This is a genomic window from Teichococcus oryzae (assembly GCF_008386565.1).
In the GTDB taxonomy this organism is placed as follows: domain Bacteria; phylum Pseudomonadota; class Alphaproteobacteria; order Acetobacterales; family Acetobacteraceae; genus Pseudoroseomonas; species Pseudoroseomonas oryzae.
In genome coordinates this window covers 371,932-396,679 of sequence record NZ_VUKA01000001.1, presented here as the reverse complement: position 1 = coordinate 396,679, position 24,748 = coordinate 371,932, and the positions used below count along the sequence as shown (strand labels likewise).

Below are 24,748 nucleotides of genomic sequence, written 5' to 3'. Positions count from 1 at the left end.
ATGACATTTCATTCACAACTGCGGCTGAACCCAGCCCGGCGGGCAGGCGGCCCCGGAAACCGCCAAGGCCGAGCTGCGTTGCCTGATCGGTTCACCCAACGGAGCAAAACCATGGGATTCCTGCTGCGCACCCTGATCACCGCGATCGGCTTCTGGGTCGCCGAGTACCTGATCGATGGCATCAGCTTCAGCGGCCCGGTGGCGACCATCATCGCCGCCATCGTGTTCGGCATCGTCAACGCGTTGATCCGTCCCGTGCTGATGCTGCTGACCCTGCCGCTGAACCTGGTGACGCTGGGGTTGTTCACCCTGGTGGTGAACGCGGCGATGCTGGGCCTGACGGCGCTGGTGATGCCGGGGATGCAGGTGCACGGGTTCTGGGCCGCCTTCTTCGGGGCCATCATCGTCGCGCTGGTGTCCTGGGCCGCCAACCGGCTGATCGCCGACCGCGAGGCCGTCGCGAATCGCTGAGTGGCAGGCCGGGCGGGCCCGATGCCCCGCCCGGCCGTCAGCACCGGCCCCGCCCGGCCGTCAGTACATGTGCTGGCCGCCGTTGATCGACAGCGTCGAGCCGGTGATGAAATCCGCCTCGTCGGCGGTCAGGAAGCAGACGCCGCGGGCGATGTCATCCGCGGTGCCAAGCCGCCCGCGCGGGATGCGGGCGATGATCTTCTGCAGCACGTCCTCCGGCACGGCACGGACCATTTCGGTATCCACATAGCCCGGCGCGATGGCGTTGACGGTGATGCCCAGCTTGGCCCCTTCCTGCGCCAGCGCCTTGGTGAAGCCATGGATGCCCGATTTGGCGGCGGCGTAGTTCACCTGCCCATACTGCCCCGCCTGGCCGTTGATGGAGCCGATGTTCACGATGCGGCCGAACTTGCGGCTGTTCATGCCATCCCAGACCAGCTTGCACAGGTTGAAGCAGGAGCCGAGATTGGTGTCGATCACCTCGTCCCACATCCTGCGGTCCATCCGCTTCATGGTCGCGTCGCGGGTGATGCCGGCATTGTTGACCAGGACCTCGATCGGGCCGTGATCGGCCTCGATCCTCGCCACCGCCTCCTGGCAGGCGGTGAAGTCCGACACGTCGAACTTGATGGTCGGGATGCCGGTGCGGTCGGTGAAGGCCGCCGCCGCCGCGTCATTGCCGGCATAGGAAGCCACGACCTTGCGGCCGGCCTTCTGCAACTGCTCACTGATTGCCGCGCCGATGCCGCGCTGCCCCCCGGTGACCAGGGCCACTCGTGCCATAGGCCTATCCTCCCTTATCGCTTGGCGGCCGCCACCAAGGCGCCGCCCATCCATCGCAACACACCAGCAAGCGGGATGTCACGTTTCTGCGCCGGATCAAGACCGAAAGCTGAACGGGCGGTTGAATAAGTCCGGTTTGGTGTGCTTGTGAGGTCGTGCAGAAATGCAACACCGCACGGTAACATCGGCGACTCCTACACTTGTTGGTTGCAGAGCGCGTTGAATCCGCGTAATCGCGAATTTGTGAACGACGGCAACTCCGCCGCCTTCCTTTCAGGCCGGACACGATGACCGCCTTTGCCGCACCCTCTGCCCGCCACCGACAGGCTGAGCCGAAGCGGATCGACCGCACGGCCTTGTTGATGATGCTTTCCTATGTCGAGGCGGAATGCCGCCGCCTTGGCGCGCTGGATGCGGCGCGCCACACGGCGATGGCCGCCGCCCTGCTGCCGGAAGCCCCGGACGGGGTCCTGGGCACCACGCCTTCGCTGCAATAGCGCAAGGCATCTTTTTCTGGCCCTGGCGTGGCGGGACGTGTATGCGCCTGCCCGCAGCGCAACACCAACCCACAGGCCCTTCCCGATGGACACCCCGATCGCCGCGGTCTTCTGGACCCATCCGGCGCAACGCGACCTGGCTTCCGCCCTGCGCCTGCTGGGCCATGCCGAGCGCGTCTGCCAGGATGCCGGCTCCGAGGAAGCCGCCGCCCTGGTGGCCGAGGCCATGGCCGTGCTGGCGCGGAACGCCGCTTCGCGCAAGCTGGCGGCCTGAGGCGGAATTCAGGCGGCCGGAAGCCCGGCCGGAGGCGGGCCGCCCGCCATCCAGTCCAGCAACTCCACCGTATGGATCGCCGGCAGGCTGCCATTCCCCAGCTGGGTCAGGCAGCCGATATTGCCGCTGGCGACCAGCACGGCGCCCGTGCGCTCCAGATTGGCGCGCTTGCGGTCCCGCAGCTGCGCCGCGATCTCGGGCTGCATGATGTTGTAGGTGCCCGCGGAGCCGCAGCAGAGATGCGCCTCGGCCGGCTCGCGCACGGTGAAGCCCGCCTTCGCCAGCAATTGCTTCGGCGCCGCCGTCACCTTCTGCCCGTGCTGCAGGGAACAGGCGGCGTGGTAGGCGACGGTCAGCCCCGGCCCCGGCCGGCTGGGCTCATAGCCGAATTGCAGCAGCACTTCTGAGATGTCGCGCGTGCGCTCCGCCACCCGGGCGGCGCGCTCCGGCCAGTTGCCGGGCTCGGCGCGGAACATGAAGCCGTAATCCTTCACGGTAGTGCCGCAGCCCGAGGCGTTCACCACGATCGCATCCAGCCCTTCTCCGTCGATCTCGCGGCTCCAGGCGTCGATATTGGCGCGGGCCAGCGCCATGGCGGGATCATGCTGGCCCATGTGGTGGTTCAGGGCGCCGCAGCAGCCCTGGTCGGCGGTCACCACCACCTCGATCCCCATGCGCGTCAGCAGCCGGATGGTGGCTTCGTTGATGGAAGGCGCCAGCACCGTTTGCGCGCAGCCGGTCAGCAGCGCGACGCGGCCGCGCCGGGTGCCTTCCGCCGGATGGATGCGCGGCGCGGCGCTGTTGCCGGCCGGCGGGAGACGCGCCGGCGCGAGTTGCAGCATGGCGCGCAACCGCTTCACGGTGGGGCCCTGTCCGGGCAGCAGCGCCTGCAAGGGCCGCCCCAGCCGGGCCGCCGCGAGAGCGAGGCGGAAGCGCCCCGGCCGGGGCAGCACCGTTCCGAGAACGCGCCGGAGGATGCGGTCCGGCCAGGGCCGCGCATAGCTTTCCTCGATATAGCGGCGCGCGTGGTCCACCAGGTGCATGTAGTTCACGCCGGAAGGGCAGGTGGTCATGCAGGACAGGCAGGACAGGCAGCGATCCACATGCCGCACCACCTCCTCGGTGGCCGGCGCGCCTTTCTCCAGCATGTCCTTGATCAGGTAGATGCGGCCGCGCGGGCTGTCGAGCTCGTCGCCCAGCAGCACGAAGGTGGGGCAGGTGGCGGTGCAGAAGCCGCAATGCACGCAGGTCCGCAGGATGGTGTTGGAGGACCGGGTATCCGGGTCCTGAAGCTGCGCATCGGTGAAGCTGGTTTGCATCGCGACGATCCGTTTCTCTCCCCCTGCAAGGTGACGGGGAAGCGGCGGCGCCGCAAGGCAACGCCCCGCGACCGCAGGAGCTGCTCATTTTGTTACCATTATCTTCATTTCGATGGGATATAGGGCGGCTTGTCGCGTCCCGAGACGCCTGCCGGCGCCACCCGGCACCAGCTGCTGGAGCTTGTTATGCCGCTTCCATCCTCAGACCTGCCTTCCGCGAACCCGGCGGCCGCCGCCCTGCCCTTGGCCCGTCCGCCTGCCGGCGATGCCGAGGCCGCGCGCCATGCCCTGCTGCTGCGCACCGGCGCTGTCGCCGCCGGCCCGGATGCCGAGCCGCCGCGCCGGCCCGACGCCCTGCCGCGGCGGCGTTGAGCAAGGCGGCTTGCCGCGGCGGCGAGCCGGGCGGAAAATCGCTCCTGCCCCACCTTCCGCCGAAGGAGCCGCGCCATGCCCAGCCCCGCCCACGCCGCACTTCGCGCCCTGCTGCATGAGGCCGGCTTCCCGGCGGCCCTGGCGGATGCCGCGACCCTGACGGGCACGGAGCCCGGCCTCCCTTCCTCCTTCCGGGTGGGAGCGGCGGCGCAATCCAGCATCGCCGCCGCCGCCCTGGCCGCCGCCGCCATCCATGGCCGGCGCGGAGGCCCGCAACAAGGCATCGCGGTGGATCAGCGCCACGCCCTGGCCGAGTTCCGCAGCGAGCGCCACCTCCGCCTGGATGGGCAGGCGCCGCCCGATCCCTGGGATGCCATTGCCGGGTTGTATCCCTGCGGCGATGGCGGCAGCGTGCGGCTGCACACCAATTTCCCGCACCACCGGGATGGCCTGCTGGCCCTGCTCGGCAACATTCCCGCCACCCGCGAAGCCGTCGCCGCCGCCCTGCTGGCCCGCCGCGCCGCCGAGTTCGAGGCGGAGGCCGCCGAGGCCGGGCTGTGCGTCGCCATGCTGCGCGACGATGCCAACTGGCAGGCGCATCCGCAGGCCGCCGCGCTGACGGGGCAGAAGCCCTTCACCCTGGAACGGATTGGCGACGCCTCCCCCGTGCCTCTGCCACCGGCTGGCGCGCAACCGTTATCCGGGCTGCGGGCGCTGGAACTGACCCGGGTCATCGCCGGGCCGGTGGCCGGGCGTTGCCTCGCGGCGCATGGAGCGGATGTGCTGCATCTGAGCGCCGCCCACCTGCCCTCCCTTCCCGCTCTGGAAATGGACACGCATCGCGGCAAGCGCACCGCGCGGCTGGATCTGCGCAGCCCGGCGGAAGCGGCGCGCATGGCCGGACTGGTCCGGGATGCCGACATCCTGCTGCAATCCTACCGCCCTGGCGCGCTGGACGGGCTGGGCTTCGGCCCCGCCCAGGCGGCGGCCTTGCGGCCGGGGCTGATCTATGCGTCGCTTTCCGCCTATGGGCCGATGGGGCCATGGTCGGGGCGCCGGGGCTTCGATTCCCTTGTCCAGACCGCCACCGGCTTCAACCAGGCCGAGGCCGATGCGGCCGGCACGCCGGACAAGCCCCGCCCCCTGCCATGCCAGGCGCTGGATCATGCCTCGGGCTATCTCCTGGCGCTGGCGATCATGGCGGCCTTGTTGCGCCGGGCGGAGGAAGGCGGCTCCTGGCTGGTGCGGGTTTCGCTGGCCGGAACCGGGCAATGGCTGCGCGGCCTGGGGCGCCTTTCCGACGGCTTCGCCGCCCCGGACCCGACGCAGGAGGACATCGCCGACCTGCTGGAGGAGAGCGACAGCGGCTATGGCCGCCTCACCGCCCTCCGCCACGCGGCGGCGATGGAGGCGACCCCGCCCCGCTGGGACCGGCCCTCCATGCCGCTGGGCAGCCATCCTGCCCGCTGGACCTGACCAGCCTTCAGAAGATGCGGTCCACCGGCAGCCCCAGGGCCATCGCCCCGGCATAGCGGGATTGCGGCCCCGCCTGCAGCGGATGGAACCGCGCGCCCTGGATGTCGCGGAACAGCCGCTCCAGCCCGCTGGCCCGGCAGAACCCTGCGCCGCCCGCCAGCTCCATGGCCAGTTCGACCGCGCGGATGGCATTCTCGGCCACCAGGGCGCGGCCGATCATCACCTCGTTGACGCTGGCGGCGGAGGGCGGGTGGCGCTCGATGGCGGAAAGCATCCAGCCATGCGCCAGCCGCGCCGCCTGGAGCGCCGTGTCCATGCGGCCGGCCAATTGCAGCGCATCCTCCCCCGGCGGCCGCTTCCGGGCGAGATCCACGGCGACATCCCGCGCATGCTCGGCGACGCCCAGATACACGGCATAGATCAGCGGAAAGGCGATGGTGGCGATGATGTGGAACAACGGGTGCCATTCGCCCGCCTTCCGCTTCAGCGCGACCTGGGCGTCGGCGATGAACAGGTCCTGGATGAGCACATCGTTGGAACCCGTGCCGCGCATGCCGAGGGCGCGCCAATTGTCCAGCACCCGCACCTCCGGCGCCTTCATCGGCACGGCGAAATGCAGCACGGATTCGCCTTCCGGCTCATGCAGCACCGCTCCGGTCATCATCAGGTCGCCGGCCGGGGAGCCGGAGGAAAAGGCCTTGCGCCCCGAGATGCGGTAGCCGCCCTCCACCCGGCGGGCCTCCCCCGACCCGCCGATCCAGTCGGACCCGCCGCTGGACAACAGGATGATGCGCTCGGCGGCGACCCGGCGCAGCAAGGGCTCGGCCGCCTGCAGCTTCTGCTGCCGCCACCGCCAGGCCGGCACCGCGACCTGATGCGTGTGCATGGAAAAGGCCAAGGCTGTGGAACTGCATCCCCGCGCCAGTATCCGCAGCATCTCGGACAACTCGGCGAGCCCCGCCCCCTGCCCCCCCAGCTCGGCGGGCACGCCCGCCTCCACCAGTCCGGCCTGCTTCAGCAGGGCGTAGTTCCCGGCGACGAAGCTGTCGGTTTCATCGGCCGCCGCGGCGCCTTCCGCCAGCAGGGGAACAAGCCGGGCGGCCCGTTCGGCGGGCGTGGCGATGGGGGTGCCCGTGGAAGCGCTGCCGGTGGTTGCCTGGCTTTCAGCGGGACTGATGGTGATGGTCATGACGGGATCCTCCTGGGGCCCTTGCCGGGCGCGAGGCACGATTGTTCCGTTCTCGTGACTTTTCCAGTTCAGGAACTGTATCATCCACCTGCGTTCCCGGCCGGCCCCGCGCATACGGCTGGCGGTCCAGGACAGCCATGAGGTCCTCCATGACCGATCACGGCGGGTATGGTCAGTTCTGCCCGGTGGCGATGGCCTCCGAGATCCTGTGCTCGCGCTGGACGGTGCTGCTGATCCGCGAGCTTCTCTGCGGCACCACCCGGTTCAATGACTTACGCCGCGGCGTGCCGCGCATGTCCCCCGCCCTACTGTCCAAGCGGCTGAAGGAACTGGAGCGATCCGGCATCGTGCTCACGGGCGTGAACAACAGGGGCATCACCGAATACCGCCTGTCGCCGGCCGGGGAGGATCTGCGCCCGATTGTCCTGGGGATGGGCTTCTGGGGCCAGCGCTGGGTCGATTCCCGCCTGTCCCTGAAGAACCTCGATCCTTCGCTGCTGATGTGGGACATGCGGCGCAACCTCAACCCGAAGCCGCTGCCGCCGAGGCGCTGCACGATTCAGTTCCAGTATCCCGAACTGCCCGAAAACAGGCGGAACTGGTGGCTGGTGGTCGATCGCGAGATGGTGGATCTCTGCGGCTTCGATCCGGGCTTCGAGGTCGACCTCGTGGTGACGGGCCCGCTGCGCAGCATGACCGCCATCTGGATGGGCCTGTCTTCCGTCCACCGGGAGGTCGAGACGGGGCGGATCGAGCTGCTGGGCGACAGCCAGGTCGCCCGCAGCATGCAGCAATGGCTCGGCCTCAGCCCCTTCGCCGGCGAAGCGAGGCGGGTCCAGTAGCGCGCAAGGGCAACAGGCTCCTGGCTGATGCCGGCGGCCCCGCCCCGGCCTTCGCGCTGTCAGGCCCGCATCCGCCCGGGGTTCAGCACGCCCGCCGGGTCCAGCGCCGCCTTCACCCGCCCGGCGATCGCCGCCAGCGCCACCGCCTCGGCCGGCAGCACGGGCACGGCGGCCCGCAGGGGGTCCGGGGCACGGAACAGGGTGAACACGCCGCCCGCCTCCGCCACCGCCGCCACAACCGCCTCATGCGCCGCGATGCTGGCCGAGCCTGTGGCCCAGACGAGCCCGCCACCCCAGTCCAGCAACAGGCGGGCCTCGAAGGCCGCATCCAGCCGGCGCGCCAGGTCGGGCGCCCGGGAAGGCCGCACAGAGATGCGCCACACCATCTGGTCCGGCGCCGGCTCCAGCAGCGCCGCGTCCCGCACCTGGCGCCAAAGGCCGGCGGAGTCTTCCTCCCCGATTAGCTGGACATCGCCGAAGCGGGACAACAGGCCGCGCAGCGCTTCCGCCCGGCGCGGCAGGAAGCGCCGGAAATCCTCCAGCCGCAGCACCGCCACGGGGCTGCCCGGAAGCGACGGCCCGCCAGGCATTCCGATGGGCATCCCGCTCGGTATGCCGCTGGGCAACAGGGCCGCTCCGGTGACGCCATAAGGGCTGCCCAGCCCGGCGGACAGCGCGGCGATCCCTTCCTCCAGGCCAGGCACCGCCACGGCCAGGCTCAGGCTGCCTTCCGGCCGCGGCACCAGCTTCAGCGTCACCTCCGTCATCACGCCCAGTGTGCCATGGCTGCCGGCCAGCAGCTTGCACAGGTCCAGGCCGGTGACGTTCTTGTGGACGCGGCCGCCGGAGCGGACCAGCTCGGCATGGCCGGTCACCATGCGGATCCCGAGCAGCTGGTCGCGCAGCGCGCCGCCCGGCCCGATGCGGCGCGGCCCGGACAGGTTGGCCGCGACCATGCCGCCAATGGTGGAAGGAATGGCGTGGCCGAACAGCGCGGCGAAATCCGGCGGCTCGGCCGGGATCATCTGGTTGTGCCGCTCCAGCTCCGCCTCGATCTCGGCAAGCGGGGTGCCGGCGCGGGCGGACAGGATCAGCTCCGCCGGCCGGTACAGCGTGATCCCGGACAAGGCGGCGGTGGACAGCGTCCGCCCCGCCTGCACCGGGCGCAGCATGGCGCGCTTGGAGCCATTGCCTTCCACCGCCAGGGGCGTGCCATCCGCCGCCGCCTGCCGCACCGCCTCGATCACGCCGGCCTCATCGGGGGGGCAAAGCCGCTCAGCCATGGGGCACGACCGCGGGAATGCGCGGCGCCAGGGCGGGATTGCCTTCCAGCGGAAACACCTTGGCCGGGTTGAGCAGCCAGTCGGGATCGAAGGCGCTCTTGATGGCGCGCTGCTGGCGCAGTTCGGTTTCGGTGAACTGGACGTTCATCAGGTCGCGCTTCTCGACGCCGACGCCATGCTCGCCGGTCAGGCAGCCGCCGACCTCGACGCACAGCTTCAGGATGTCGGCGCCGAAGGCCTCGGCCTTGCGGAAGCTTTCCGGGTCATTGGCGTCGAACATGATCAGCGGGTGCAGGTTTCCGTCCCCCGCATGGAAGATGTTGGCGACCTTGAGGCCGTAACTGTCGGACATCTCGCCGATGCGCTTCAGGACGTGCGGCAGCTCCCCGGTCGGGATGGTGCCGTCCATGCACAGATAGTCCGGGCTGATCCGCCCCACCGCGCCGAAGGCGCCCTTGCGGCCCTTCCAGATGGCAATGCTTTGTTCGGCGGTTTCCGCCACGCGCAGGGAGATCGGGTCGAAGCGGTTGCAGATGGCGGCGATGCTGCCCAGCAGGTCGTCCTGCTCGGCGGTGTCGCCCTCCACCTCGATGATCAGCATCGCCTCGGCGTCGAGCGGGTAGCCGGCATTGGCGAAGGCCTCGCAGGCATGGATCGCCGGCCGGTCCATGAATTCCAGCGCCACCGGGATGATGCCGCTGCCGATGATGGCATCCACCGCCTGGCCCGCCACCTCGTTGGAGCGGAAGGCCGCCAGCATGGCCCGCGCGCCCTCGGCCGCGCGCAGGATGCGCACCGTTACCTCCGTGACCAGCCCGAGCTGCCCTTCCGAGCCGGTGATCAGCCCCAGCCAGTCATAGCCCGCGGCATCCAGGTGGCCGCCGCCGATGCGCACCACCTCCCCCTCCATCGTGACAAAGGTGACGCCCAGCAGGTTGCCGGCGGTGACGCCGTATTTCAGGCAATGCGCGCCGCCCGAATTCATCATCACATTGCCGCCGATCATGCAGGCGAGCTGGGAGGAAGGATCGGGGGCGTAGAAGAAGCCCTCCCCCGCCACCGCCTGGGTGATGCCGAGATTGGTCACCCCGGCCTCCACCACCGCCAGGCGATCGGCGAAATCCACGTCCAGGATGCGGTTCATCCGCATCAGCCCGATCACCACCGCATCGGCCAGCGGCAGGGCGCCGCCCGACAGGCTGGTGCCTGCGCCGCGCGGCACCACGCGGATCTTCTCCCGGTGGCAGTAGCGCAGCACAGCGGCGACCTCCCCGGTGGAGGTGGGCAGCACCACGGCGAGCGGCGGCTGGCGATAAGCCGAAAGCCCATCCGTCTCATAGGCGCGCAGCCTGATGGCATCTCCGATCACGCCCGGCCCGAAAGGACCGTCCGGCACCAGGGTGCGCAGATCCCGCAGGATGACGTCCCGCCGGGCGAGCACCGCCGCATCCGGCTCCGGCAATGCGATCATGGCGAAGCGGCTCCTTCCCGTTCTTGCCGGGAAGATGCGGCGCCGGCCCGCGCAACACAAGCAAGGCCCGGATGCGAAAACGACGCCGGAGCGCAAAGGCCCCGGCGTCGCTTCCAGATCATCGAACCCTTGGTGGCCGCGCGCCGGCGGCCGCCGCAATCAGCCCTGGCGGACCTTCATGCGGGGGTTCTTCTTGTTCAGCACGTACAAGCGGCCGCGGCGGCGCACCACCACGCAGTTCTTGTCGCGCGTCTTGGCGCTCTTCAGGCTGTTACGGATCTTCATGGCCACCCTCTTCGAGCGGGCGCGTTTACGGTCTGGCGGTGCCTGAGTCAACCATAACGGCACGCCTGGCCCGGCCGGCGAAAGGCGGAAAGACCAGGGCGCCGGCCCACCGGCAACGCTTCCGGCGCACCGGACTATGCCGGCAGCGTGGTCCGTCTGGCCGGTCCCTTCGCCCTGACTGGGGGCTCGGTCCCCGCAGCTTCCTTCGCCTCCGCGTCCAGCACGGCATGGGCGATGGTTTCCGCCATGCCGCGGAAATCCGCCACCCTGGGCGAGCGGGTGCGCCAGGCGAGGCCCAGCATCCGGCCCTGCGGCTCGGCCAGCGGCTTCACCACCACGGGGGTGCCGGCGAGCACGCCGCCTTCCACGGCCAGCTTCGGTAGCAGGGTCACACCCAGGCCGCCCGCCACCATCTGCACCAGCGTATGGAGGCTGGTGGCGGCGAAGTTGTCCCCCGCCGCCGGGCTGGCGCCGGGCCGCCCGCAGGCCGACAAGGCATGGTCGCGCAGGCAGTGGCCGTCTTCCAGCAGCAGGAGCCGCTCGCCGCCCAGGGCGGCCGGCGGCACCGCCTCCTCCCTGGCCAGGCGGTGGCCGGGCGGCAGGGCGACCAGGAACGGGTCCTCGGCGATTCGCAGCGTTTCCACGTCGGGCAGCGTCACGGGCAGGGCCAGCAGCAGGAGATCGAGCCGGCCGGAAGCGAGATCCTCGCCCAGCCGCTCCGTCAGGTCCTCCCGCAGCCAGAGCTGCAGCCGGGGAAAGGCGGAACGGAGCGCCGGCATCAGCCGCGGCAACAGAAATGGCCCGATCGTCGGGATGATGCCCAGCCGCAGCGGGCCGGACAACGGATCGCGGGCGGCGGCGGCGGTTTCCACCACCGCCGTGAGGGCCGCCAGCGCGCCGCGCGCGCGCTTCACCAGATCGATGCCCAGCGGCGTGAACACCGGCCGCTTGGACGGGCCGCGTTCCAGGATCGCGGCATCCAGCTGCCGTTCCAGCGCGATGATGCCGGCCGACAGGGTCGACTGGGTGACGGCGCAGGAAGCGGCGGCACGCCCGAAATGGCCGAGATCAGCCAGCGCCACCAGATAGCGGAGCTGTTGCGGGCTTGGCAGGGAACTCATCGAGAGGGGCGATCATTCGTGCAAAAACAATTCATTGGCATATGTGCAGTGCAGCATCCATAAAAGCCCCGTGAACGGAGCGCCGACTCCAGTGTCGGCCAGCCCCGGACGATTGTGAACAGCCATGAGGGATTTCCACGCATGCTGACGGTTGGCGACAAGTTCCCCGCTTTCAAGCTGAACGCCGTGAAGGGCGGCCCGGAGGGCCTGGAAGGTCCCGGCAAGTCCTTCACCGAGATCTCCAGCGAGAGCGACGCGGGCAAGTGGAAGATCGTGTTCTTCTGGCCGAAGGACTTCACCTTCATCTGCCCGACCGAGATCGCCGCCTTCGCCAAGCTGAACGGTGAATTCGCGGATCGTGACGCGGTGCTGTACGGCGCCTCGACCGACAGCGAGTTCGTCCACCTGAACTGGCGCGTCCACAACAGCGACATCCGCGACCTAGCCATCCCGATGCTGGCCGACACCAAGCGCGAGCTGTCCTCGGCGCTCGGCATCCTCGACAAGAACGAGGGCGTCGCGCTGCGCGCCACCTTCATCGTCGACCCCGAGGGCACCATCCAGTGGGCCTCGGTGAACGGCCTGAATGTCGGCCGCAACCCGCAGGAAGTGCTGCGCATCCTCGACGCGCTGCAGACGGACGAGCTGTGCCCCTGCAACTGGAACAAGGGCGGCGACACCCTGAAGCCGGACGAGCTGTTCAAGGCCGCCTGAGGCTTCGCGCCCAGGCGGGAACCGGCTGGCGGGGCCGCGGCCCCGCCGGCGCTGTTCGGGCAGCCCCGGCCCATGCGGTTCCCGGCCATCCGGGCGGACCTCGCCCGCGGCGGGCCTGTCCTTCCCCCGACGCTTCCCCATCACCCGACCTGACCCTGACCGGAGGTTTCCTTCGCATGTCGCTCGAAGCCCTGCGCAACCGCCTGCCCGACTATGCCCGCGACCTGAAGCTGAACCTGGGCAGCCTGTCCACGGAGCCGGTGCTGACCGAGCAGCAGCTTGCCGGCACCTTTGTGGCGAGCGCCCTGGCCAGCCGCAATGCCGAGGTTTCCAAGGCGCTGGTGGCCGAGTTCGGCCCGAAGCTTTCCGCCGAAGCGCTGACGGCGGCCAAGGCCGCGGCGGCGATCATGGGCATGAACAATGTCTATTACCGCTTCGTGCATCTGGTGGGCGGTGACTACGGCAACATGCCGGCCAGGCTGCGCATGAACATCATCGGCAAGCCGGGCGTCGAGAAGGCCGACTTCGAGCTGTGGTCGCTGGCCGTTTCCGCCGTGAATGGATGCGGCATGTGCATGGAAAGCCACGAGAAGGTGGTGCTGCATGGCGGGCTGTCGAAGGAAGCCGTGCAGGCCGCCGTGCGCATCGCCGCCGTGGTGCATGCCGTCGCCGCCGTGCTGGATGGCGAGGACGCGCTGGCCGCCTGAGTTCGCGCTCCGACGCCGGGGTTCCGCCCCATCGAAGCCCCGCCCCGCGCGGGGCTTTTTTCGTTGTGGCACAACGCTTCCGGCCAAGCCATGCGACACCGGCATGGGCCCATAACTCGTTTGCATGCATATGGCCTTTCGCAGCGCAAAAAGACACTTGCGCACGAACGACCTCGGACCTATCTATCTCCTCACAGCAGCACAGTACGCTGTGCGGCTGTCTTTCTTGGACGTTTCCTCCCTAAACTCGGCGATGCTTCGGCATCGCCTTTTTTTTGCCTCTCGCCTGGCAAAAGGGGAGGCGCAGCGGCGGCACCGTTCAGCCACGCAGGAAATCCCAGTCCATCGCCATCAGCGCCGCGATCATGGCGGTGACATCCCGCTGCAGTGTCGCCATGCGCGGCAGCCGCTCGATGCTGGCCTCGTTCATGTAGAGCGAGCGGGCCATCTCGATCTGCAGCACATGCACGGCTTCCCGCGGGCGGCCGTAATGGCGGGTGACGTAGCCGCCGGCATAGGGATCGTTGCGCCGCACCCGGTAGCCCATGGACCAGAGCTGCTCCTCGACCCGGCGCACGGCGCGTGGGGCGCAGGCTGTGCCATGGGCGTCGCCCAGCACCATGTCCGGCGAGCCGCCTGGCTGGCCCGGATGGGCGGGCATGGAATGGCAGTCGATCACCAGGCAGCAGCCGAATTCGGCCTTGGTTTCCGCGATCAGCGATCCCAGCGCGGCGTGGTAGGGCTGCCAGCAGCGCTGCACCCGGTCCTCCGCCTCGCGAAAGGGAATGCGGCGCCGGTAGACCGGCTCGCCGCTGGCGACGACGCGGGCAATGGTGCCGAGGCCGGCGCCCACCCGGGGGCTGGCGCTGTTCACCCAGGCCGGCAGCGGCCCATCGAACATCGCCGGGTCCAGTTCCCAGGGCTCTCGGTTGGCATCGCAGTAGACACGCGGAAAGGTCGCCGCCAGCAGCGGCGCGCCGAGCGTCGGGGCGGCCGCATAGATCTCATCGACGAAGCTGTCCTCCGAGCGGCGCACTGCCAGGGCATCGAGCCGCGACTCCGCCAGAAAGGCGGCCGGATAGTCCCGCCCCGAATGGGGCGAGGCGAAGACCAGCGGCGCCCGTTGATAGGCGGGACGGTGAAGCTGATAGGGGCCGGGCTGTGGCAGCTCGGCATGGCGCGGCATCGGAAGGTCCATTGTTCCTCGAATGAAGCCACAGCGGCGCGCCGCTGTCACGATTTCGGCGGGGCTCGGCCTTTTTCGGCTGCACCGTCACGCCACCCCTTGCCCCCGCCGCGCCGGCGCGATAGAGAGCCGGCCCGACCGGATGGGCGCGTAGCTCAGCGGGAGAGCGTCCCCCTGACACGGGGAAGGTCACAGGTTCAATCCCTGTCGCGCCCACCATCCCGGCAATGCTCTCCCTCCTCCCTGGCCTGATCGCGTGGCCGGAGGAATGGTTTCCTTCCCATCGTCCCGATTTGCCGTATGCGGCGCGTTTGGCTGCCCTACAGCAGCACCAGCTGGTCCACCGGCGCGAAGCCGCGCCGGTGATGCGGGCATGGCCCCAGCTTCTGCAGCGCGGCCCGGTGCGCCGCCGTGGCATAGCCCGCATGGCGGGCGAAGCCATAGCCGGGCCAGCGCCCGTCCAGCCGCGTCATGGCGCGGTCCCGCGTCACCTTGGCGAGGATCGAGGCGGCGGCGATGGACAGGCTCAGCCCGTCGCCGCCCACCACGCAGCGCACGGCGCAATCCAGCGGCGGCGGCATGTTGCCATCCACCAGCACCACCTCCGGCGCGGTGCGCAGCCGCGCCACGGCGCGGCACATCGCCAGATGGGTGGCGCGCAGGATGTTCAGCCGGCCGATCTCGGCGGTGCTGGCGGCGCCGAGGGCGTAATCCAGCACCCCCGCGCGCGCGGCCGCCATCAGCACGCCAAAGGCCGCTTCCCGCTTCGCGGCATCCAGCTTCTTGCTGTCGTCCAGCAGGGCGGCGAGGGTGTTCGGCGGCTCGGCATGGAACAGCACCGCCGCCGCCATGACCGGCCCGGCCAGGGGGCCGCGCCCGGCCTCGTCCACCCCCGCGACACGGCCGCCGGCCTGGCGCTCCAGCGCGTAATCCGGCATTCAGGCTCCGCTCCGGGCTCGGTTCATCGCACAGCGCCATAAGCGGTCGCGTGGCCTGCCGGCAAGGTGCTCAGCCGCGCCCGACGCCATGCCGCGCCAGATGCGCTGGCAGCCGCCCGCTCAGCCACAGGCCCAGCATGCGGAAATCGCTGACCAGCGACCAGAGCGGGTGGCCAAAGGTTTCCGGCCGGTTGCCTTCCAGCCCCAGATGCGCCGCCCAGGCGAAGCCGTAGCCGACCACGGGCGCCAGTACCAGCAGCCGCCAGTCCAGCGTCAACAGCCCCGCCAGCAGCAGGGCCAGCGCCAGCAGGCTGCCGGCGAAATGCAGCAGCCGGGTCGAGGGCCTGCTATGCGCCCGAAGGTAGCGGCCCCAGAACTCGTCATAGGTCATGGCATGGCTTCCTTCCGCCCAAGCGCGGCCACGGCAGTAACGAAAAGGGCCGACTGACTTTCACGTGACAAATTGTTCTATCGGGTTGCTGATGAAGCCTTCCAGGCCGAAAGAACTCCCACTGGGAACCGCATGGATAATCTCGACTATGGCCCCGACAGACAAAACAGCTTGGACAGTGGGCAGGCTGCATTACCTCGACAATTTGCGCGCGTTTCTGATGCTGCTGGGCGTGCCTTACCATGCGGCGCTTGCGTATTCGGTCCTCCATGGCTGGATGGTCGTTTCGGAAAACGAAAAATCCGTTCTCCTGAGCTGGGCGTCGCAGTTCAGCCACACCTTCCGCATGCCCGCCTTCTTTCTCATCGCCGGCTTCTTCGCCGCCCTGCTGCTGCGCCGGAAGGGCGCCCTGCCCTGGTGGCGCAACCGCATGCTGCGCATCGGCGTGCCGATGATCACCGCGGCGCTTCTGCTCAATCCGCTGATGATGCTGGCCATGGCGCTGGATCGCGGCGGCGCCGCCGGCGCCGAGGGCGTGGGTGAGGCCTTCTGGGCCCTTTTCTCGGTGCCCGGGGAGCCATGGGTCGCGCATCTGTGGTTCCTGTTCGACCTGCTGATCTATTGCTCGCTCCTGGCGCTGGCCTGGCGCTTCATCGACCATGTCCGGGCGCGGCGCGTGATCGAGGGGGCGGAAGCCTTCGCCGGCCGTTTCAGGCTGGGCTACTGGCTGCTGCTGCCGATCGCCGGCTGCGCCTCCCTGGGCGCGGTGATGGCGTTCGTGGTGCTCGACATCAACAGCACCGCCTACGGGATGCTGGTTCTGGCCCGCACCGCCGGCCATGCGCCCGCCTTCCTGTTCGGTGCCCTGCTGGCCTGCTACCCGCAATGGCTGCAACGCTTCACCACCATCCACTGGCCAAGCTGGGTGCTGGCCTTCGCCCTGGCCGTCACGCTGTGCCTGGTGCAGTCGCAGGACCAGGATCTGCCCCGCGCCATGAAGTATTTCCTGATGCCTCTGGTCGGCATCATGATGTCGCATGTGCTGATGTCGGCGATGCGGAAGTGGCTGGACTGGGAAACGCCGCTCACGCGCGGCGCGGTGGATGGGGCTTTCACCATCTACCTGTTCCACCAGGTGTTCATTGTTTTCGGCGTGCTGCTGCTGCGGGACACCGGCCTGCCGGCGCTGGTGCAGTTCACCCTGCTCACCATCGGCAGCCTGCTTCTGTCGCTGGGGGTGCATCTCGTGATCCGGCGGCATCCGCTGCTGCTGATGCTGTTCAACGGCGTGCCGCCCCGGCAGCGGGCGGCGAGGCTGCATCAGGGCCGGACCGTCAGCCAGCATCCAGGGCAGCATCACAGCCAGCATCCCCTGCCGCCCTGAAGCGTTTTCCCGGTTCCAGTTCCGCAGCCACCGGGGAATGCAAGGCGATGTTGACCGAAATGCCCGCGCGGGCCGAGACGCCGCCCCGCTCCGCCCCGCCGGTGGAGGCGATCGCCGAAGCCAGGGCGGCCGGCCTGCGCTATGTCTCGGACACCCGGCCGGGCATCACCCGCCGCCGCAGCGGCAAGGGCTGGTCCTACCGCGATCCCGCCGGCGAGCCGATCCGGGACCGCAAGCGGATCGAGCGGCTGAACAAGCTCGCCATTCCTCCCGCCTATCGCGATGTCTGGATCTGCCCTTTCGAGAACGGCCACATCCAGGCCACAGGGCGCGATGCCCGGGGCCGCAAGCAGTACCGGTACCATCCCGACTGGCGCAGCCACCGCGATGCCAACAAGTACCATCACGTGATGCGCTTCGCCCGCGCCCTGCCGGCGATCCGTGCCCGGGTGCGGGAGGACATGGCGGCGCGCGGGCTGGGCCGCGAGAAGGTCCTGGCCACCGTGGTCCACCTTCTGGACACCACCCTGATCCGCGTCGGCAATGACGACTACGCCCAGGCCAACAAATCCTACGGCCTGACCACGCTGCGGGACGGGCATGTCGCGGTGAAGGGGCAGACGCTGCGCTTCAACTTCCGTGGCAAGAGCGGCAAGGAATGGCGCCTGTCCATCCAGGACCGGCGGGTGGCCAAGGTGGTGCGCGCCTGCCAGGACCTGCCCGGCCAGGACCTGTTCCAGTACCTGGACGAGGAAGGCGAGCGCCACAGCATCGATTCATCCGACGTCAACGACTATCTGCGGGAGATCACGGGCGAGGACATCACCGCCAAGGATTTCCGCACCTGGGCCGGCACGGTGCTGGCGGCCCTGGCCTTGTCCGAATTCGAGCGCTTCGACAGCCAGGCGGCGGCGAAGCGCAACCTGAAGGCGGCGATCGAGCAGGCCGCCGCCCGCCTCGGCAACACGCCCACCATCTGCCGCCAATGCTATGTCCATCCCGAGGTTCTGGACAGCTATCTCAGCGGCGAGCTGGCCCTGCAGGTGAAGCGCGAGGTCGAGGCGGAGCTGCGCGACGACCTGCCCGCCCTGAAGCCGGAGGAAGCGGCCGTGCTGGCCTTTCTCCGCCGCCGCCTCAGCGCCGCGGCGAAAGGCTGAAGTCGAGCCGGCCTGCGGCCCGCAGCGCGATCAACAGGCCGGAAACGTGCATGGACTGCGCCAGCAGGCCCTCGGGCAACCCGCGCAGCACCTGGTCCAGCGGCCACAGTTCCACCGAAATGTCCTCCCCCGCCTCATGCGCCGTTTCGGCCCGGCATTCGGCGTCCAGCGCCAGCACGGTGTGGGTGCGGTTGCGATGCGTGGCGGTGTTGGGGAACAGGCTGGAGGTGAGGCGGGGCGCCGGCGCCACGAAGCCGGTTTCTTCCCGCAATTCGCGCATGGCCGCGGCGGCGAGGTCGGTTTCCCCCGGGTCCACCGCGCCGGCGGGCAGTTCCAGCGTCCGCCGCCGCGCGCCATGGCGGTATTGCCGGACCAGCACCAGCTCATCCCGCGGCGTGATGGCCACCACATTGACCCAGTCCGGATAGGACAGGGTGTAGAACGGGTCGAGGATGTTGCCGCGCGCGTCGCGGCAGGCATCGGCGGTCACATGGATCCAACGGTCGCGCAGCGCGGTGCGGCTCGACAGCACGGCCCAGGGAACAGGATCGGGAGCGAGATCGGGGGGCGAGTCCTTCATGCGGCCCAGCATGGGGCGCCCGCCGCCGCATCGTCCATCGCGGCAGCATGACAATCGCGCCCGCGCCGCTCCGGGCCTTATCAGCCCGCCCGCAGCGGCCTACACCCTTCCCCGCCAACCGCACCGAGGATGACGCCATGACCGCCACCCTGACCGAGGCCCTGGCCAGCCGCTTCGCCGCCATCGCGCTGGGCCATGTTGAGCGCGAATACCCCAACAAGCTGACCCATGGCCTGGCCGGGCCGGAGGATGCGCGCACCCCGGCCGCGCTGCACCCCGTGTTCTTCGGCAGCCTGGACTGGCATTCCTGCGTGCATGGCTACTGGATGCTGGCGCATCTGCTGCGGCGCTACCCGGACATCCCCGAAGCGGCGGCGATCCGCGCCCTGTTCGACCGCCGCCTCACCGCCGGCGCCATCGAGGAGGAGCGCGCCTATTTCGACCACCCCTCGGCGCGCGGCTTCGAGCGGCCCTATGGCTGGGCCTGGCTGCTGAAGCTGGCCGCCGAGCTTTCCGCCCATGCCGATTCGCCCTGGGCCGAGACCCTGCAACCGCTGACCCTGACCATCGCCGACCGCTTCCGCGCCTTTCTGCCCAAGGCCACCTATCCGGTCCGCGTCGGCACCCATTTCAACACCGCCTTCGCCCTGCGCCTCGCCGCCGACCACGCCGAGGCGGCGGGGGATGAGGCCTTCCTGCACCTGCTGCGCAGCACCGCGCTCCGCTGGTATGGCGAGGATCAGGACTGCCCCGCCTGGGGTGAGCCGGGCGGCGACGATTTCCTGTCCCCCGCGCTGATCGAGGCGGAGGCCATGCGCCGCCTGCTGCCCGCCGCGCAGTTCCGGCCGTGGTTCGAGAGCTTCCTGCCGCGCATCGCCACGGCGCAGCCCACCACCCTGTTCCGCCCGGCCATCGTCAGCGACCGCGGCGACGGCAAGATCGCGCATCTGGACGGGCTGAACCTCAGCCGCGCCTGGTGCTGGCGCGCCCTGGCCGCAGCCCTGCCGGCGGAGGACCCGCGCGGCGGGCTGATGCGGCGCGTCGCCGCCCTGCACCTGGAGGCCAGCCTGGAGCACGTGGCCGGCGACTACATGGGCGAGCACTGGCTGGCCAGCTTCGCGGTGCTGGCGCTGGAGGCCTGAACGGCGGGCGGGGCACTGCTTTCATGCTTTCTTCAGCCAGTTGCCGGCACTGTGCGCGCCTCACCCGGACTGGCAGTGCAAGATGCGTGACAACGGCCCCATCACTGATCGCGAAATCCATCTCCGGGACGATGAGGTGCTGGTGTCGCGAACCGATACCGGCGGCCGCATCACCTTCGTCAACGACGCCTTCATCCGGATCAGCGGCTTCTCGCGGGAGGAGTTGATCGGCGCGCCGCACAATCTGGTGCGGCACCCGCACATGCCGAAGATGGCCTTCGCCGACCTCTGGGCCACGGTGAAGGCCGGCCGGCCATGGGAGGGCTTCGTCAAGAACCGCACCAAGGCCGGGGATTTCTACTGGGTGCGCGCCAATGTCACGCCGGCAATGGAGAATGGCCGCATCACCGGGCTGATCTCCATCCGCTCCCGTCCCGGCCGGGCACAGGTGGCGGAAGCCGAGAAGACCTATCGCGGATTGCGGGAAGGCACGTTGCGCAGCCTGCGCCTGCATGACGGCCAGGTGGTGCGGACCACCCTTCCCGCGCGGCTGTCGCGGCTGTGGAACAGCATGCTCGGCCGGGCCGGGCTGGGCTTCGCGGCGGTGCTTTCGGCAACCGGCCTGGGCAGCTTCGCGCTGCTGCGGAGCGGTGACGCGCAGCCGCTCCTGGCGGGAATGGCGCTGGCAACGGTTGCGGCGCTGGTCTTCCTGGTGTCCCTCCGGCGGACGCTGAACCGTTCGCTGCGCCGGCTGGACGAGCAATTCGCGGCCGTGGCGCGGGGAGAGCTGGGCAGCGAGATCGAGAACCTTCCGGTGCAGGAGCTGAGCCGCATCGGTGCCTTTCTGCGCGGCATGAAGGCCAGCCTGGCCTTTTCCGCCGAGGTGCGGGAGTTGCAGGAGCGCAGCGCCGGCACCGAGCGCATCGCGGCGCTGAGCGACATGGCCGCCCAGGTCGAGAACGAGGCCAGCCAGGCGGTGCAGCAGATCACCAGCATGAGCGATGGCATGGCGCAGCAGGCCGGCAGCATGGCGGCGTCGGCCGGGGCGGTCAGCCGCAACGCCCAGGGCGTCACCACCGCCGCCGAGCAGGCGATGGCCAGCGTGCAGGGCGTCGCGGCCGCGACCGACCAGCTGACCGGCTCCATCCAGGAGATCGTGCGCCGCGTGGAACGCTCCACCGGCATCACCCGCAGCGCCGTGGCGGAAAGCGAGCGCACACGGCAATCGATCGAGCACCTGCGCAGCGAGGTGACGCGGATCGGGGAGGCCGCCTCCCTGATCGCCAGCATCGCGCAGCAGACCAACCTCCTGGCGCTGAACGCCACCATCGAGGCGGCGCGGGCCGGGGAAGCTGGCAAGGGCTTCGCCGTGGTGGCGAACGAGGTGAAGAACCTCGCCAACCAGACCGCCCGCGCGACGGAGGAGATCGCCACCCAGATCACCGGGATCGAGCGCGCCACCGCGGAAACGGTGCAGGCGGTGGCCGGCATCACGGCGCGCGTCCATGAGATGGAGCAGGTTTCCGCCGGTGTCGGCGCCGATGTGGAAAGCCAGAGCGCCGCGACGCAGGAGATCGCCCGCAACGTGCAGCAGACCGCCATGGCGGTGCAGGATGTGGCGCGGCTGATCGGCGACGTTTCGCGCATCGCCGCCGAAACCGGCGAGCAGGCCGCGACGGTGCAGGGGGAAGTGGGCCGCATGGCCGGCAGCACGCGGGCCTTGCAGTCGAAGCTGGTGCATGTGGTGCGCAGCTCGACCGCCGAGGCCGGCCGGCGGCTGAATCAGCAATAGCGAGCGGCCGGCAGGGAAGCGGCGCCCCGCAAGGACACCGCGCCGGGGCTTGGCGGGAAGGCCGGCCCGAACCGCCCTTCCCCTTTCGGCTTATTCGGCCGCCTGGGCGTAGTCTTCCAGCGGCGCGCAGGTGCAAACCAGGTTGCGGTCGCCATAGACGTTGTCCACGCGCTTCACCGGCGGCCAGTATTTGTGGGCCGCGACGAAGGGCAGCGGGTAGGCGGCTTCCTCCCGGCTGTAGGGATGCGTCCATTCCGCGGCGGCGATCTCGGTCGCAGTGTGGGGCGCGTTCTTCAGCGGGTTGTCGGCCTTGTCCATGCGGCCCTGCTCCACCGCGCGGATCTCGGCGCGGATGGCGATCATGGCGTCGCAGAACCGGTCCAGCTCCGCCTTGGGCTCGCTTTCGGTAGGCTCCACCATCAGCGTGCCCGCCACCGGCCAGGACATGGTCGGCGCGTGGAAGCCGTAATCCTGCAGGCGCTTGGCGATGTCCTCGACCAGCACACCGCCGCCCTGCTGGAAGCCGCGGCAGTCCAGGATGCACTCATGCGCCACCATGCCGCGCGCGCCCTTGTAGAGCACGGGGAAGTGGCCATCGAGCCGGCGCGCGATGTAGTTGGCGTTGAGGATGGCCACCTGGGTGGCGCGCGTCAGCGCCTCCGCCCCCATCATGCGGATATAGGCGTAGGAGATGGGCAGGATCGACGCGCTGCCGAAGGGCGCGGCCGAGACCGGGCCGTATCCCGTGGCGGGGCCCGCTTCCTTCAGCAGCGGGTGGTTCGGCAGGTGCGGCGCGAGGTGCTTCGCCACGCCGATCGGGCCGACGCCGGGCCCGCCGCCGCCATGCGGGATGCAGAAGGTCTTGTGCAGGTTCAAATGACAGACATCGGCGCCGATGCGGCCGGGGGAGGTCAGGCCCACCTGCGCGTTCATGTTGGCGCCGTCCATGTAGACCTGCCCGCCGGCCTGGTGCACCGCGTCGCAGATGCGGATGATCTCCTCCTCGAACACGCCATGCGTCGAGGGATAGGTGATCATCAGCGCCGAGAGCTTCTCGGCATGCTGCGCGATCTTGGCATCCAGGTCGGCGAGATCCACGTTGCCGTCGCGGTCGCAGCCGACCACGACAACGCGCATCCCCGCCATCACCGCCGAGGCCGGGTTGGTGCCATGCGCCGAGGATGGGATCAGGCAGATGTCGCGCCCTTCCTGCCCGTTCGCGCGGTGGAAGGCCCGGATCGCGAGCAGCCCGGCATATTCGCCCTGGCTGCCGGCATTGGGCTGCAGCGACACGGCGGCGAAGCCGGTGATGGCGGCCAGCCAGCCTTCCAGCCGCCGGACCAGCGCGATGTAGCCCGCCGCCTGGTCCACCGGCGCGAAGGGATGCAGCGTGCCGAAGCCGGGGAAGGTGATCGGGATCATCTCCGCCGTGGCGTTCAGCTTCATGGTGCAGGACCCCAGCGGGATCATGCTGCGGTTCAGCGCGACATCCTTGTCCTCAAGCGATTTGAGGTAGCGGAGCATGCTGTGCTCGGCATGGTGGGTGTTGAACACCGAAGCCGTCAGGAAGGCGGAGCGCCGCTCCAGCGCCTCCGGGATGCCGCCGCGCGGCGCCAGCGCGTCCAGCGAAGCCTTGCCGCCGCCCACGGCGGCGAACAGCGCCACCAGGGTTTCCAGCTCCCGCCGCGTCACCGTCTCGTCCAGCGCGATGCCGATGCCGGTGGCATCGATGCGGCGCAGGTTGAAGCCATCGGCCAGGGCGCCGCGCATCAGCGCCTCGGCCTTGTCGCCGGCCTCGATCGCCAGCGTGTCGAAGAAGGCGTCGTGGCGCAGGGTGAAGCCGGCGCGGATGGCGGCATCGGCCAGCAGCCGCGCCTGCAACGAGACGCGCTTCGCGATGCGGGTCAGCCCTTCCGGGCCGTGCCACACCGCATACATGCCGGCCATCACCGCCAGCAGCACCTGCGCGGTGCAGATGTTGGAGGTCGCCTTTTCCCGCCGGATGTGCTGCTCGCGGGTTTGCAGGGCCAAGCGCATGGCCGGACGTCCGGCGGCATCGACCGAAACGCCGACGAGGCGGCCCGGCATCAGGCGCTTATAGGCATCCTTCACCGCCATGAAGGCCGCGTGCGGGCCGCCATAGCCCATCGGCACCCCGAAGCGCTGGGAGGAGCCGATCACCACATCGGCGCCCATCTCCCCCGGCGGCGTCAGCAGCACCAGCGACAGCGGGTCGGCCGCGACGATGGCCAGCCCGCCCGCCTTCTGCACGGCGGCGATCTCGGGGGCGATGTCGCGCACAGCGCCGGTGGAGCCGGGATATTGCAGCACCAGGGCAAAGGGCTTCCGCTCGGCGCAGGCGGCCGCCACCTCGGCCACCGGCACCACGGCCACCGTCAGGCCCAGCGGCTCGGCGCGGGTCCGGATCACGGCCAGCGTCTGCGGGTGGATGTCATCCGCCACCAGCAGGGTGTTGGACTTGCCCCTCGTGGCGGCCAGCGCCAGGGCCATCGCCTCGGCCGCCGCCGTCGCCTCGTCCAGCAGGGAAGCATTGGCCATGGGCAGGCCGGTGAGGTCGGTCACCATGGTCTGGAAATTGACCAGCGCCTCCAGCCGCCCCTGGGCGATTTCCGCCTGGTAGGGGGTGTAGGCGGTGTACCAGCCGGGGTTCTCCAGCACGTTGCGCAGGATCACCGGCGGCACATGCGTGCCGTGATAGCCCATGCCGATCAGCGAGCGCAGCGGCGTGTTCAGCTCCGACAGGTCGCGCAGCTCGGCGATGACCTCGGCCTCCGACGCCGGCGGCGGCAGGTGGGAGAAGTCCTGGCCGCGAATGGCGGCCGGAACCGTGCGCTCGGCCAGGGCGCCGAGGCTGTCCACGCCCACCACCTCCAGCATGGCGGCGATCTCGGCCTCGGAGGGGCCGATATGGCGGGCGGCGAAGGCGCCGTGATCCTCCAGCGCGGCCAGCTCGTCCAGGGCCGCGCTCACGACTGGCTGTCCACGAAGGCCTGGTAGGCCGCGGCATCCATCAGCCCGTCCAGCTCGTCCGGGTTCGACAGCTCGATCCTGAAGAACCAGCCATCTGACTGGGCGGCGCCGTTCACCAGGGACGGGTCGTCGGCCAGCGCGCCGTTGCTCTCGACAATGGTGCCAGCCACCGGGGCGTAGACGTCGGACGCGGCCTTGACGCTTTCGACCACGGCGATCGCCTCGCCCGCCGCCACCTCGCGGCCGGCCTCGGGCAGGTCGACGAACACCACGTCGCCCAGCGCGGTCTGGGCGTGGTCGGTGATGCCGACCGTGGCAACATTGCCCTCCAGCCGCACCCATTCATGATCCTTGGAGAACTTCAGATCGGCCATTGTTCAGGT

25 protein-coding genes and 1 tRNA gene are annotated in these 24,748 nt (G+C 69.8%); 13 read left to right on the top strand and 13 right to left on the bottom strand.

The features are described 5' to 3' along the window. Positions 1-111: 111 nt before the first annotated feature. Positions 112-471 carry a phage holin family protein gene (locus F0Q34_RS01800; RefSeq protein ID WP_149810418.1) on the top strand — a complete coding sequence of 120 codons (360 nt, stop codon included), beginning with the start codon at positions 112-114 and terminating at the stop codon, positions 469-471. Between the two features lie 60 nt (positions 472-531). Here the strand turns inward: F0Q34_RS01800 and phbB are convergent, their stop codons facing one another. Then, complete coding sequence (gene phbB, locus F0Q34_RS01795; RefSeq protein WP_149810417.1) at positions 532-1,254, bottom strand: acetoacetyl-CoA reductase; 723 nt, start codon at positions 1,252-1,254, stop codon at positions 532-534. A gap of 287 nt (positions 1,255-1,541) precedes the next feature. Between phbB and F0Q34_RS01790 the strand changes: the two genes are divergently transcribed. Both F0Q34_RS01790 and F0Q34_RS01785 read left to right on the top strand, forming a co-directional pair. Beyond that, on the top strand, positions 1,542-1,751 hold the full coding sequence (locus F0Q34_RS01790) for a hypothetical protein (RefSeq protein WP_149810416.1): 210 nt from the start codon (positions 1,542-1,544) through the stop codon (positions 1,749-1,751). Between the two features lie 85 nt (positions 1,752-1,836). Further along, on the top strand, positions 1,837-2,025 hold the full coding sequence (locus F0Q34_RS01785) for a soj family protein (RefSeq protein WP_149810415.1): 189 nt from the start codon (positions 1,837-1,839) through the stop codon (positions 2,023-2,025). Positions 2,026-2,033: 8 nt separating this feature from the next. On the opposite strand, the gene glcF is transcribed toward F0Q34_RS01785, so the two are convergent. Next, a complete protein-coding gene (glcF, locus tag F0Q34_RS01780; RefSeq protein ID WP_149810414.1) occupies positions 2,034-3,344 on the bottom strand; it encodes a glycolate oxidase subunit GlcF in 1,311 nt (436 codons plus the stop codon). A 129-nt stretch (positions 3,345-3,473) separates the two neighbouring features. Here glcF and F0Q34_RS01775 point away from each other — a divergent pair, with 129 nt between their 5' ends. Both F0Q34_RS01775 and F0Q34_RS01770 read left to right on the top strand, forming a co-directional pair. Then, positions 3,474-3,716, top strand: a complete 243-nt coding sequence (locus F0Q34_RS01775) for a hypothetical protein (RefSeq protein ID WP_149810413.1) — start codon at positions 3,474-3,476, stop codon at positions 3,714-3,716. Between the two features lie 75 nt (positions 3,717-3,791). Continuing rightward, the gene (locus tag F0Q34_RS01770; RefSeq protein ID WP_149810412.1) at positions 3,792-5,192 is read left to right on the top strand and encodes a CoA transferase; all 1,401 of its coding nucleotides are present in this window, start codon (positions 3,792-3,794) and stop codon (positions 5,190-5,192) included. A 7-nt stretch (positions 5,193-5,199) separates the two neighbouring features. Here F0Q34_RS01770 and F0Q34_RS01765 read toward each other — a convergent pair whose 3' ends face one another. Beyond that, positions 5,200-6,381, bottom strand: coding sequence for an acyl-CoA dehydrogenase family protein (locus F0Q34_RS01765; RefSeq protein WP_149810411.1), 1,182 nt, complete (start codon positions 6,379-6,381; stop codon positions 5,200-5,202). A 149-nt stretch (positions 6,382-6,530) separates the two neighbouring features. Here F0Q34_RS01765 and F0Q34_RS01760 point away from each other — a divergent pair, with 149 nt between their 5' ends. Next, entirely contained in the window at positions 6,531-7,223 is a 693-nt protein-coding gene (locus F0Q34_RS01760; RefSeq protein ID WP_149810410.1) for a winged helix-turn-helix transcriptional regulator, read from the top strand. Positions 7,224-7,282: 59 nt separating this feature from the next. On the opposite strand, the gene F0Q34_RS01755 is transcribed toward F0Q34_RS01760, so the two are convergent. The 4 genes from F0Q34_RS01755 to F0Q34_RS01740 all read right to left on the bottom strand — a co-directional run bounded on the left by F0Q34_RS01755 (position 7,283) and on the right by F0Q34_RS01740 (position 11,383). Continuing rightward, positions 7,283-8,506: an FAD-binding protein gene (locus tag F0Q34_RS01755; RefSeq protein WP_149810409.1), complete on the bottom strand. Its 1,224-nt coding sequence runs from the start codon at positions 8,504-8,506 to the stop codon at positions 7,283-7,285. Continuing rightward, a complete protein-coding gene (locus F0Q34_RS01750) occupies positions 8,499-9,977 on the bottom strand; it encodes an FAD-linked oxidase C-terminal domain-containing protein (protein ID WP_149810408.1) in 1,479 nt (492 codons plus the stop codon). The genes F0Q34_RS01755 and F0Q34_RS01750 overlap by 8 nt, the downstream gene beginning before the upstream one ends. A gap of 159 nt (positions 9,978-10,136) precedes the next feature. Continuing rightward, positions 10,137-10,262, bottom strand: a complete 126-nt coding sequence (gene ykgO / locus F0Q34_RS01745; protein WP_120639961.1) for a type B 50S ribosomal protein L36 — start codon at positions 10,260-10,262, stop codon at positions 10,137-10,139. A 134-nt stretch (positions 10,263-10,396) separates the two neighbouring features. Beyond that, positions 10,397-11,383, bottom strand: a complete 987-nt coding sequence (locus tag F0Q34_RS01740; protein WP_149810407.1) for a hydrogen peroxide-inducible genes activator — start codon at positions 11,381-11,383, stop codon at positions 10,397-10,399. 141 nt (positions 11,384-11,524) lie between these two features. On the opposite strand from F0Q34_RS01740, the gene F0Q34_RS01735 reads away from it, so the two are divergent. Together F0Q34_RS01735 and F0Q34_RS01730 are read left to right on the top strand one after the other, a co-directional pair. Next, on the top strand, positions 11,525-12,097 hold the full coding sequence (locus F0Q34_RS01735; RefSeq protein ID WP_149810406.1) for a peroxiredoxin: 573 nt from the start codon (positions 11,525-11,527) through the stop codon (positions 12,095-12,097). A 176-nt stretch (positions 12,098-12,273) separates the two neighbouring features. Further along, entirely contained in the window at positions 12,274-12,804 is a 531-nt protein-coding gene (locus F0Q34_RS01730) for a carboxymuconolactone decarboxylase family protein (protein ID WP_149810405.1), read from the top strand. Between the two features lie 319 nt (positions 12,805-13,123). Here F0Q34_RS01730 and F0Q34_RS01725 read toward each other — a convergent pair whose 3' ends face one another. Further along, the gene (locus F0Q34_RS01725; RefSeq protein ID WP_149810404.1) at positions 13,124-14,002 is read right to left on the bottom strand and encodes an N-formylglutamate amidohydrolase; all 879 of its coding nucleotides are present in this window, start codon (positions 14,000-14,002) and stop codon (positions 13,124-13,126) included. Between the two features lie 132 nt (positions 14,003-14,134). Between F0Q34_RS01725 and F0Q34_RS01720 the strand changes: the two genes are divergently transcribed. After that, positions 14,135-14,209: transfer RNA gene (locus F0Q34_RS01720), tRNA-Val, on the top strand. 101 nt (positions 14,210-14,310) lie between these two features. Here F0Q34_RS01720 and F0Q34_RS01715 read toward each other — a convergent pair. Both F0Q34_RS01715 and F0Q34_RS01710 read right to left on the bottom strand, forming a co-directional pair. Continuing rightward, on the bottom strand, positions 14,311-14,928 hold the full coding sequence (locus tag F0Q34_RS01715; protein ID WP_149810403.1) for a ribonuclease HII: 618 nt from the start codon (positions 14,926-14,928) through the stop codon (positions 14,311-14,313). A gap of 70 nt (positions 14,929-14,998) precedes the next feature. After that, on the bottom strand, positions 14,999-15,319 hold the full coding sequence (locus F0Q34_RS01710; protein WP_149810402.1) for a DUF962 domain-containing protein: 321 nt from the start codon (positions 15,317-15,319) through the stop codon (positions 14,999-15,001). Between the two features lie 148 nt (positions 15,320-15,467). Here F0Q34_RS01710 and F0Q34_RS01705 point away from each other — a divergent pair, with 148 nt between their 5' ends. Further along, positions 15,468-16,703, top strand: coding sequence for an acyltransferase family protein (locus F0Q34_RS01705; RefSeq protein ID WP_161600754.1), 1,236 nt, complete (start codon positions 15,468-15,470; stop codon positions 16,701-16,703). 47 nt (positions 16,704-16,750) lie between these two features. Continuing rightward, a complete protein-coding gene (locus F0Q34_RS01700; RefSeq protein ID WP_241665258.1) occupies positions 16,751-17,860 on the top strand; it encodes a DNA topoisomerase IB in 1,110 nt (369 codons plus the stop codon). Here the strand turns inward: F0Q34_RS01700 and F0Q34_RS01695 are convergent. Next, entirely contained in the window at positions 17,838-18,440 is a 603-nt protein-coding gene (locus tag F0Q34_RS01695; RefSeq protein ID WP_149810400.1) for an NUDIX hydrolase, read from the bottom strand. The genes F0Q34_RS01700 and F0Q34_RS01695 overlap by 23 nt on opposite strands. 137 nt (positions 18,441-18,577) lie before the next feature. Here F0Q34_RS01695 and F0Q34_RS01690 point away from each other — a divergent pair, with 137 nt between their 5' ends. Then, complete coding sequence (locus F0Q34_RS01690; RefSeq protein WP_149810399.1) at positions 18,578-19,582, top strand: DUF2891 domain-containing protein; 1,005 nt, start codon at positions 18,578-18,580, stop codon at positions 19,580-19,582. A gap of 82 nt (positions 19,583-19,664) precedes the next feature. After that, a complete protein-coding gene (locus F0Q34_RS01685; protein WP_149810398.1) occupies positions 19,665-21,374 on the top strand; it encodes a methyl-accepting chemotaxis protein in 1,710 nt (569 codons plus the stop codon). A 90-nt stretch (positions 21,375-21,464) separates the two neighbouring features. Here F0Q34_RS01685 and gcvP read toward each other — a convergent pair whose 3' ends face one another. After that, positions 21,465-24,365 (bottom strand): aminomethyl-transferring glycine dehydrogenase, encoded by a 2,901-nt coding sequence (gene gcvP / locus F0Q34_RS01680; protein ID WP_149810397.1) that lies wholly within the window; start codon positions 24,363-24,365, stop codon positions 21,465-21,467. Continuing rightward, on the bottom strand, positions 24,362-24,739 hold the full coding sequence (gene gcvH / locus F0Q34_RS01675; RefSeq protein WP_149810396.1) for a glycine cleavage system protein GcvH: 378 nt from the start codon (positions 24,737-24,739) through the stop codon (positions 24,362-24,364). The genes gcvP and gcvH overlap by 4 nt, the downstream gene beginning before the upstream one ends. Positions 24,740-24,748: the final 9 nt, after the last annotated feature.

Excerpts from the sequence above, each read along its gene's own strand:
- F0Q34_RS01800 (WP_149810418.1), top strand. The coding sequence starts at position 112 with ATGGGATTCCTGCTGCGCACCCTGATCACCGCGATCGGCTTCTGGGTC.
- phbB (WP_149810417.1), bottom strand. The coding sequence starts at position 1,254 with ATGGCACGAGTGGCCCTGGTCACCGGGGGGCAGCGCGGCATCGGCGCG.
- F0Q34_RS01790 (WP_149810416.1), top strand. The coding sequence starts at position 1,542 with ATGACCGCCTTTGCCGCACCCTCTGCCCGCCACCGACAGGCTGAGCCG.
- F0Q34_RS01785 (WP_149810415.1), top strand. The coding sequence starts at position 1,837 with ATGGACACCCCGATCGCCGCGGTCTTCTGGACCCATCCGGCGCAACGC.
- glcF (WP_149810414.1), bottom strand. The coding sequence starts at position 3,344 with ATGCAAACCAGCTTCACCGATGCGCAGCTTCAGGACCCGGATACCCGG.
- F0Q34_RS01770 (WP_149810412.1), top strand. The coding sequence starts at position 3,792 with ATGCCCAGCCCCGCCCACGCCGCACTTCGCGCCCTGCTGCATGAGGCC.
- F0Q34_RS01765 (WP_149810411.1), bottom strand. The coding sequence starts at position 6,381 with ATGACCATCACCATCAGTCCCGCTGAAAGCCAGGCAACCACCGGCAGC.
- F0Q34_RS01760 (WP_149810410.1), top strand. The coding sequence starts at position 6,531 with ATGACCGATCACGGCGGGTATGGTCAGTTCTGCCCGGTGGCGATGGCC.
- F0Q34_RS01755 (WP_149810409.1), bottom strand. The coding sequence starts at position 8,506 with ATGGCTGAGCGGCTTTGCCCCCCCGATGAGGCCGGCGTGATCGAGGCG.
- F0Q34_RS01750 (WP_149810408.1), bottom strand. The coding sequence starts at position 9,977 with ATGATCGCATTGCCGGAGCCGGATGCGGCGGTGCTCGCCCGGCGGGAC.
- ykgO (WP_120639961.1), bottom strand. The coding sequence starts at position 10,262 with ATGAAGATCCGTAACAGCCTGAAGAGCGCCAAGACGCGCGACAAGAAC.
- F0Q34_RS01740 (WP_149810407.1), bottom strand. The coding sequence starts at position 11,383 with ATGAGTTCCCTGCCAAGCCCGCAACAGCTCCGCTATCTGGTGGCGCTG.
- F0Q34_RS01735 (WP_149810406.1), top strand. The coding sequence starts at position 11,525 with ATGCTGACGGTTGGCGACAAGTTCCCCGCTTTCAAGCTGAACGCCGTG.
- F0Q34_RS01730 (WP_149810405.1), top strand. The coding sequence starts at position 12,274 with ATGTCGCTCGAAGCCCTGCGCAACCGCCTGCCCGACTATGCCCGCGAC.
- F0Q34_RS01725 (WP_149810404.1), bottom strand. The coding sequence starts at position 14,002 with ATGGACCTTCCGATGCCGCGCCATGCCGAGCTGCCACAGCCCGGCCCC.
- F0Q34_RS01715 (WP_149810403.1), bottom strand. The coding sequence starts at position 14,928 with ATGCCGGATTACGCGCTGGAGCGCCAGGCCGGCGGCCGTGTCGCGGGG.
- F0Q34_RS01710 (WP_149810402.1), bottom strand. The coding sequence starts at position 15,319 with ATGACCTATGACGAGTTCTGGGGCCGCTACCTTCGGGCGCATAGCAGG.
- F0Q34_RS01705 (WP_161600754.1), top strand. The coding sequence starts at position 15,468 with ATGGCCCCGACAGACAAAACAGCTTGGACAGTGGGCAGGCTGCATTAC.
- F0Q34_RS01700 (WP_241665258.1), top strand. The coding sequence starts at position 16,751 with ATGTTGACCGAAATGCCCGCGCGGGCCGAGACGCCGCCCCGCTCCGCC.
- F0Q34_RS01695 (WP_149810400.1), bottom strand. The coding sequence starts at position 18,440 with ATGAAGGACTCGCCCCCCGATCTCGCTCCCGATCCTGTTCCCTGGGCC.
- F0Q34_RS01690 (WP_149810399.1), top strand. The coding sequence starts at position 18,578 with ATGACCGCCACCCTGACCGAGGCCCTGGCCAGCCGCTTCGCCGCCATC.
- F0Q34_RS01685 (WP_149810398.1), top strand. The coding sequence starts at position 19,665 with ATGCGTGACAACGGCCCCATCACTGATCGCGAAATCCATCTCCGGGAC.
- gcvH (WP_149810396.1), bottom strand. The coding sequence starts at position 24,739 with ATGGCCGATCTGAAGTTCTCCAAGGATCATGAATGGGTGCGGCTGGAG.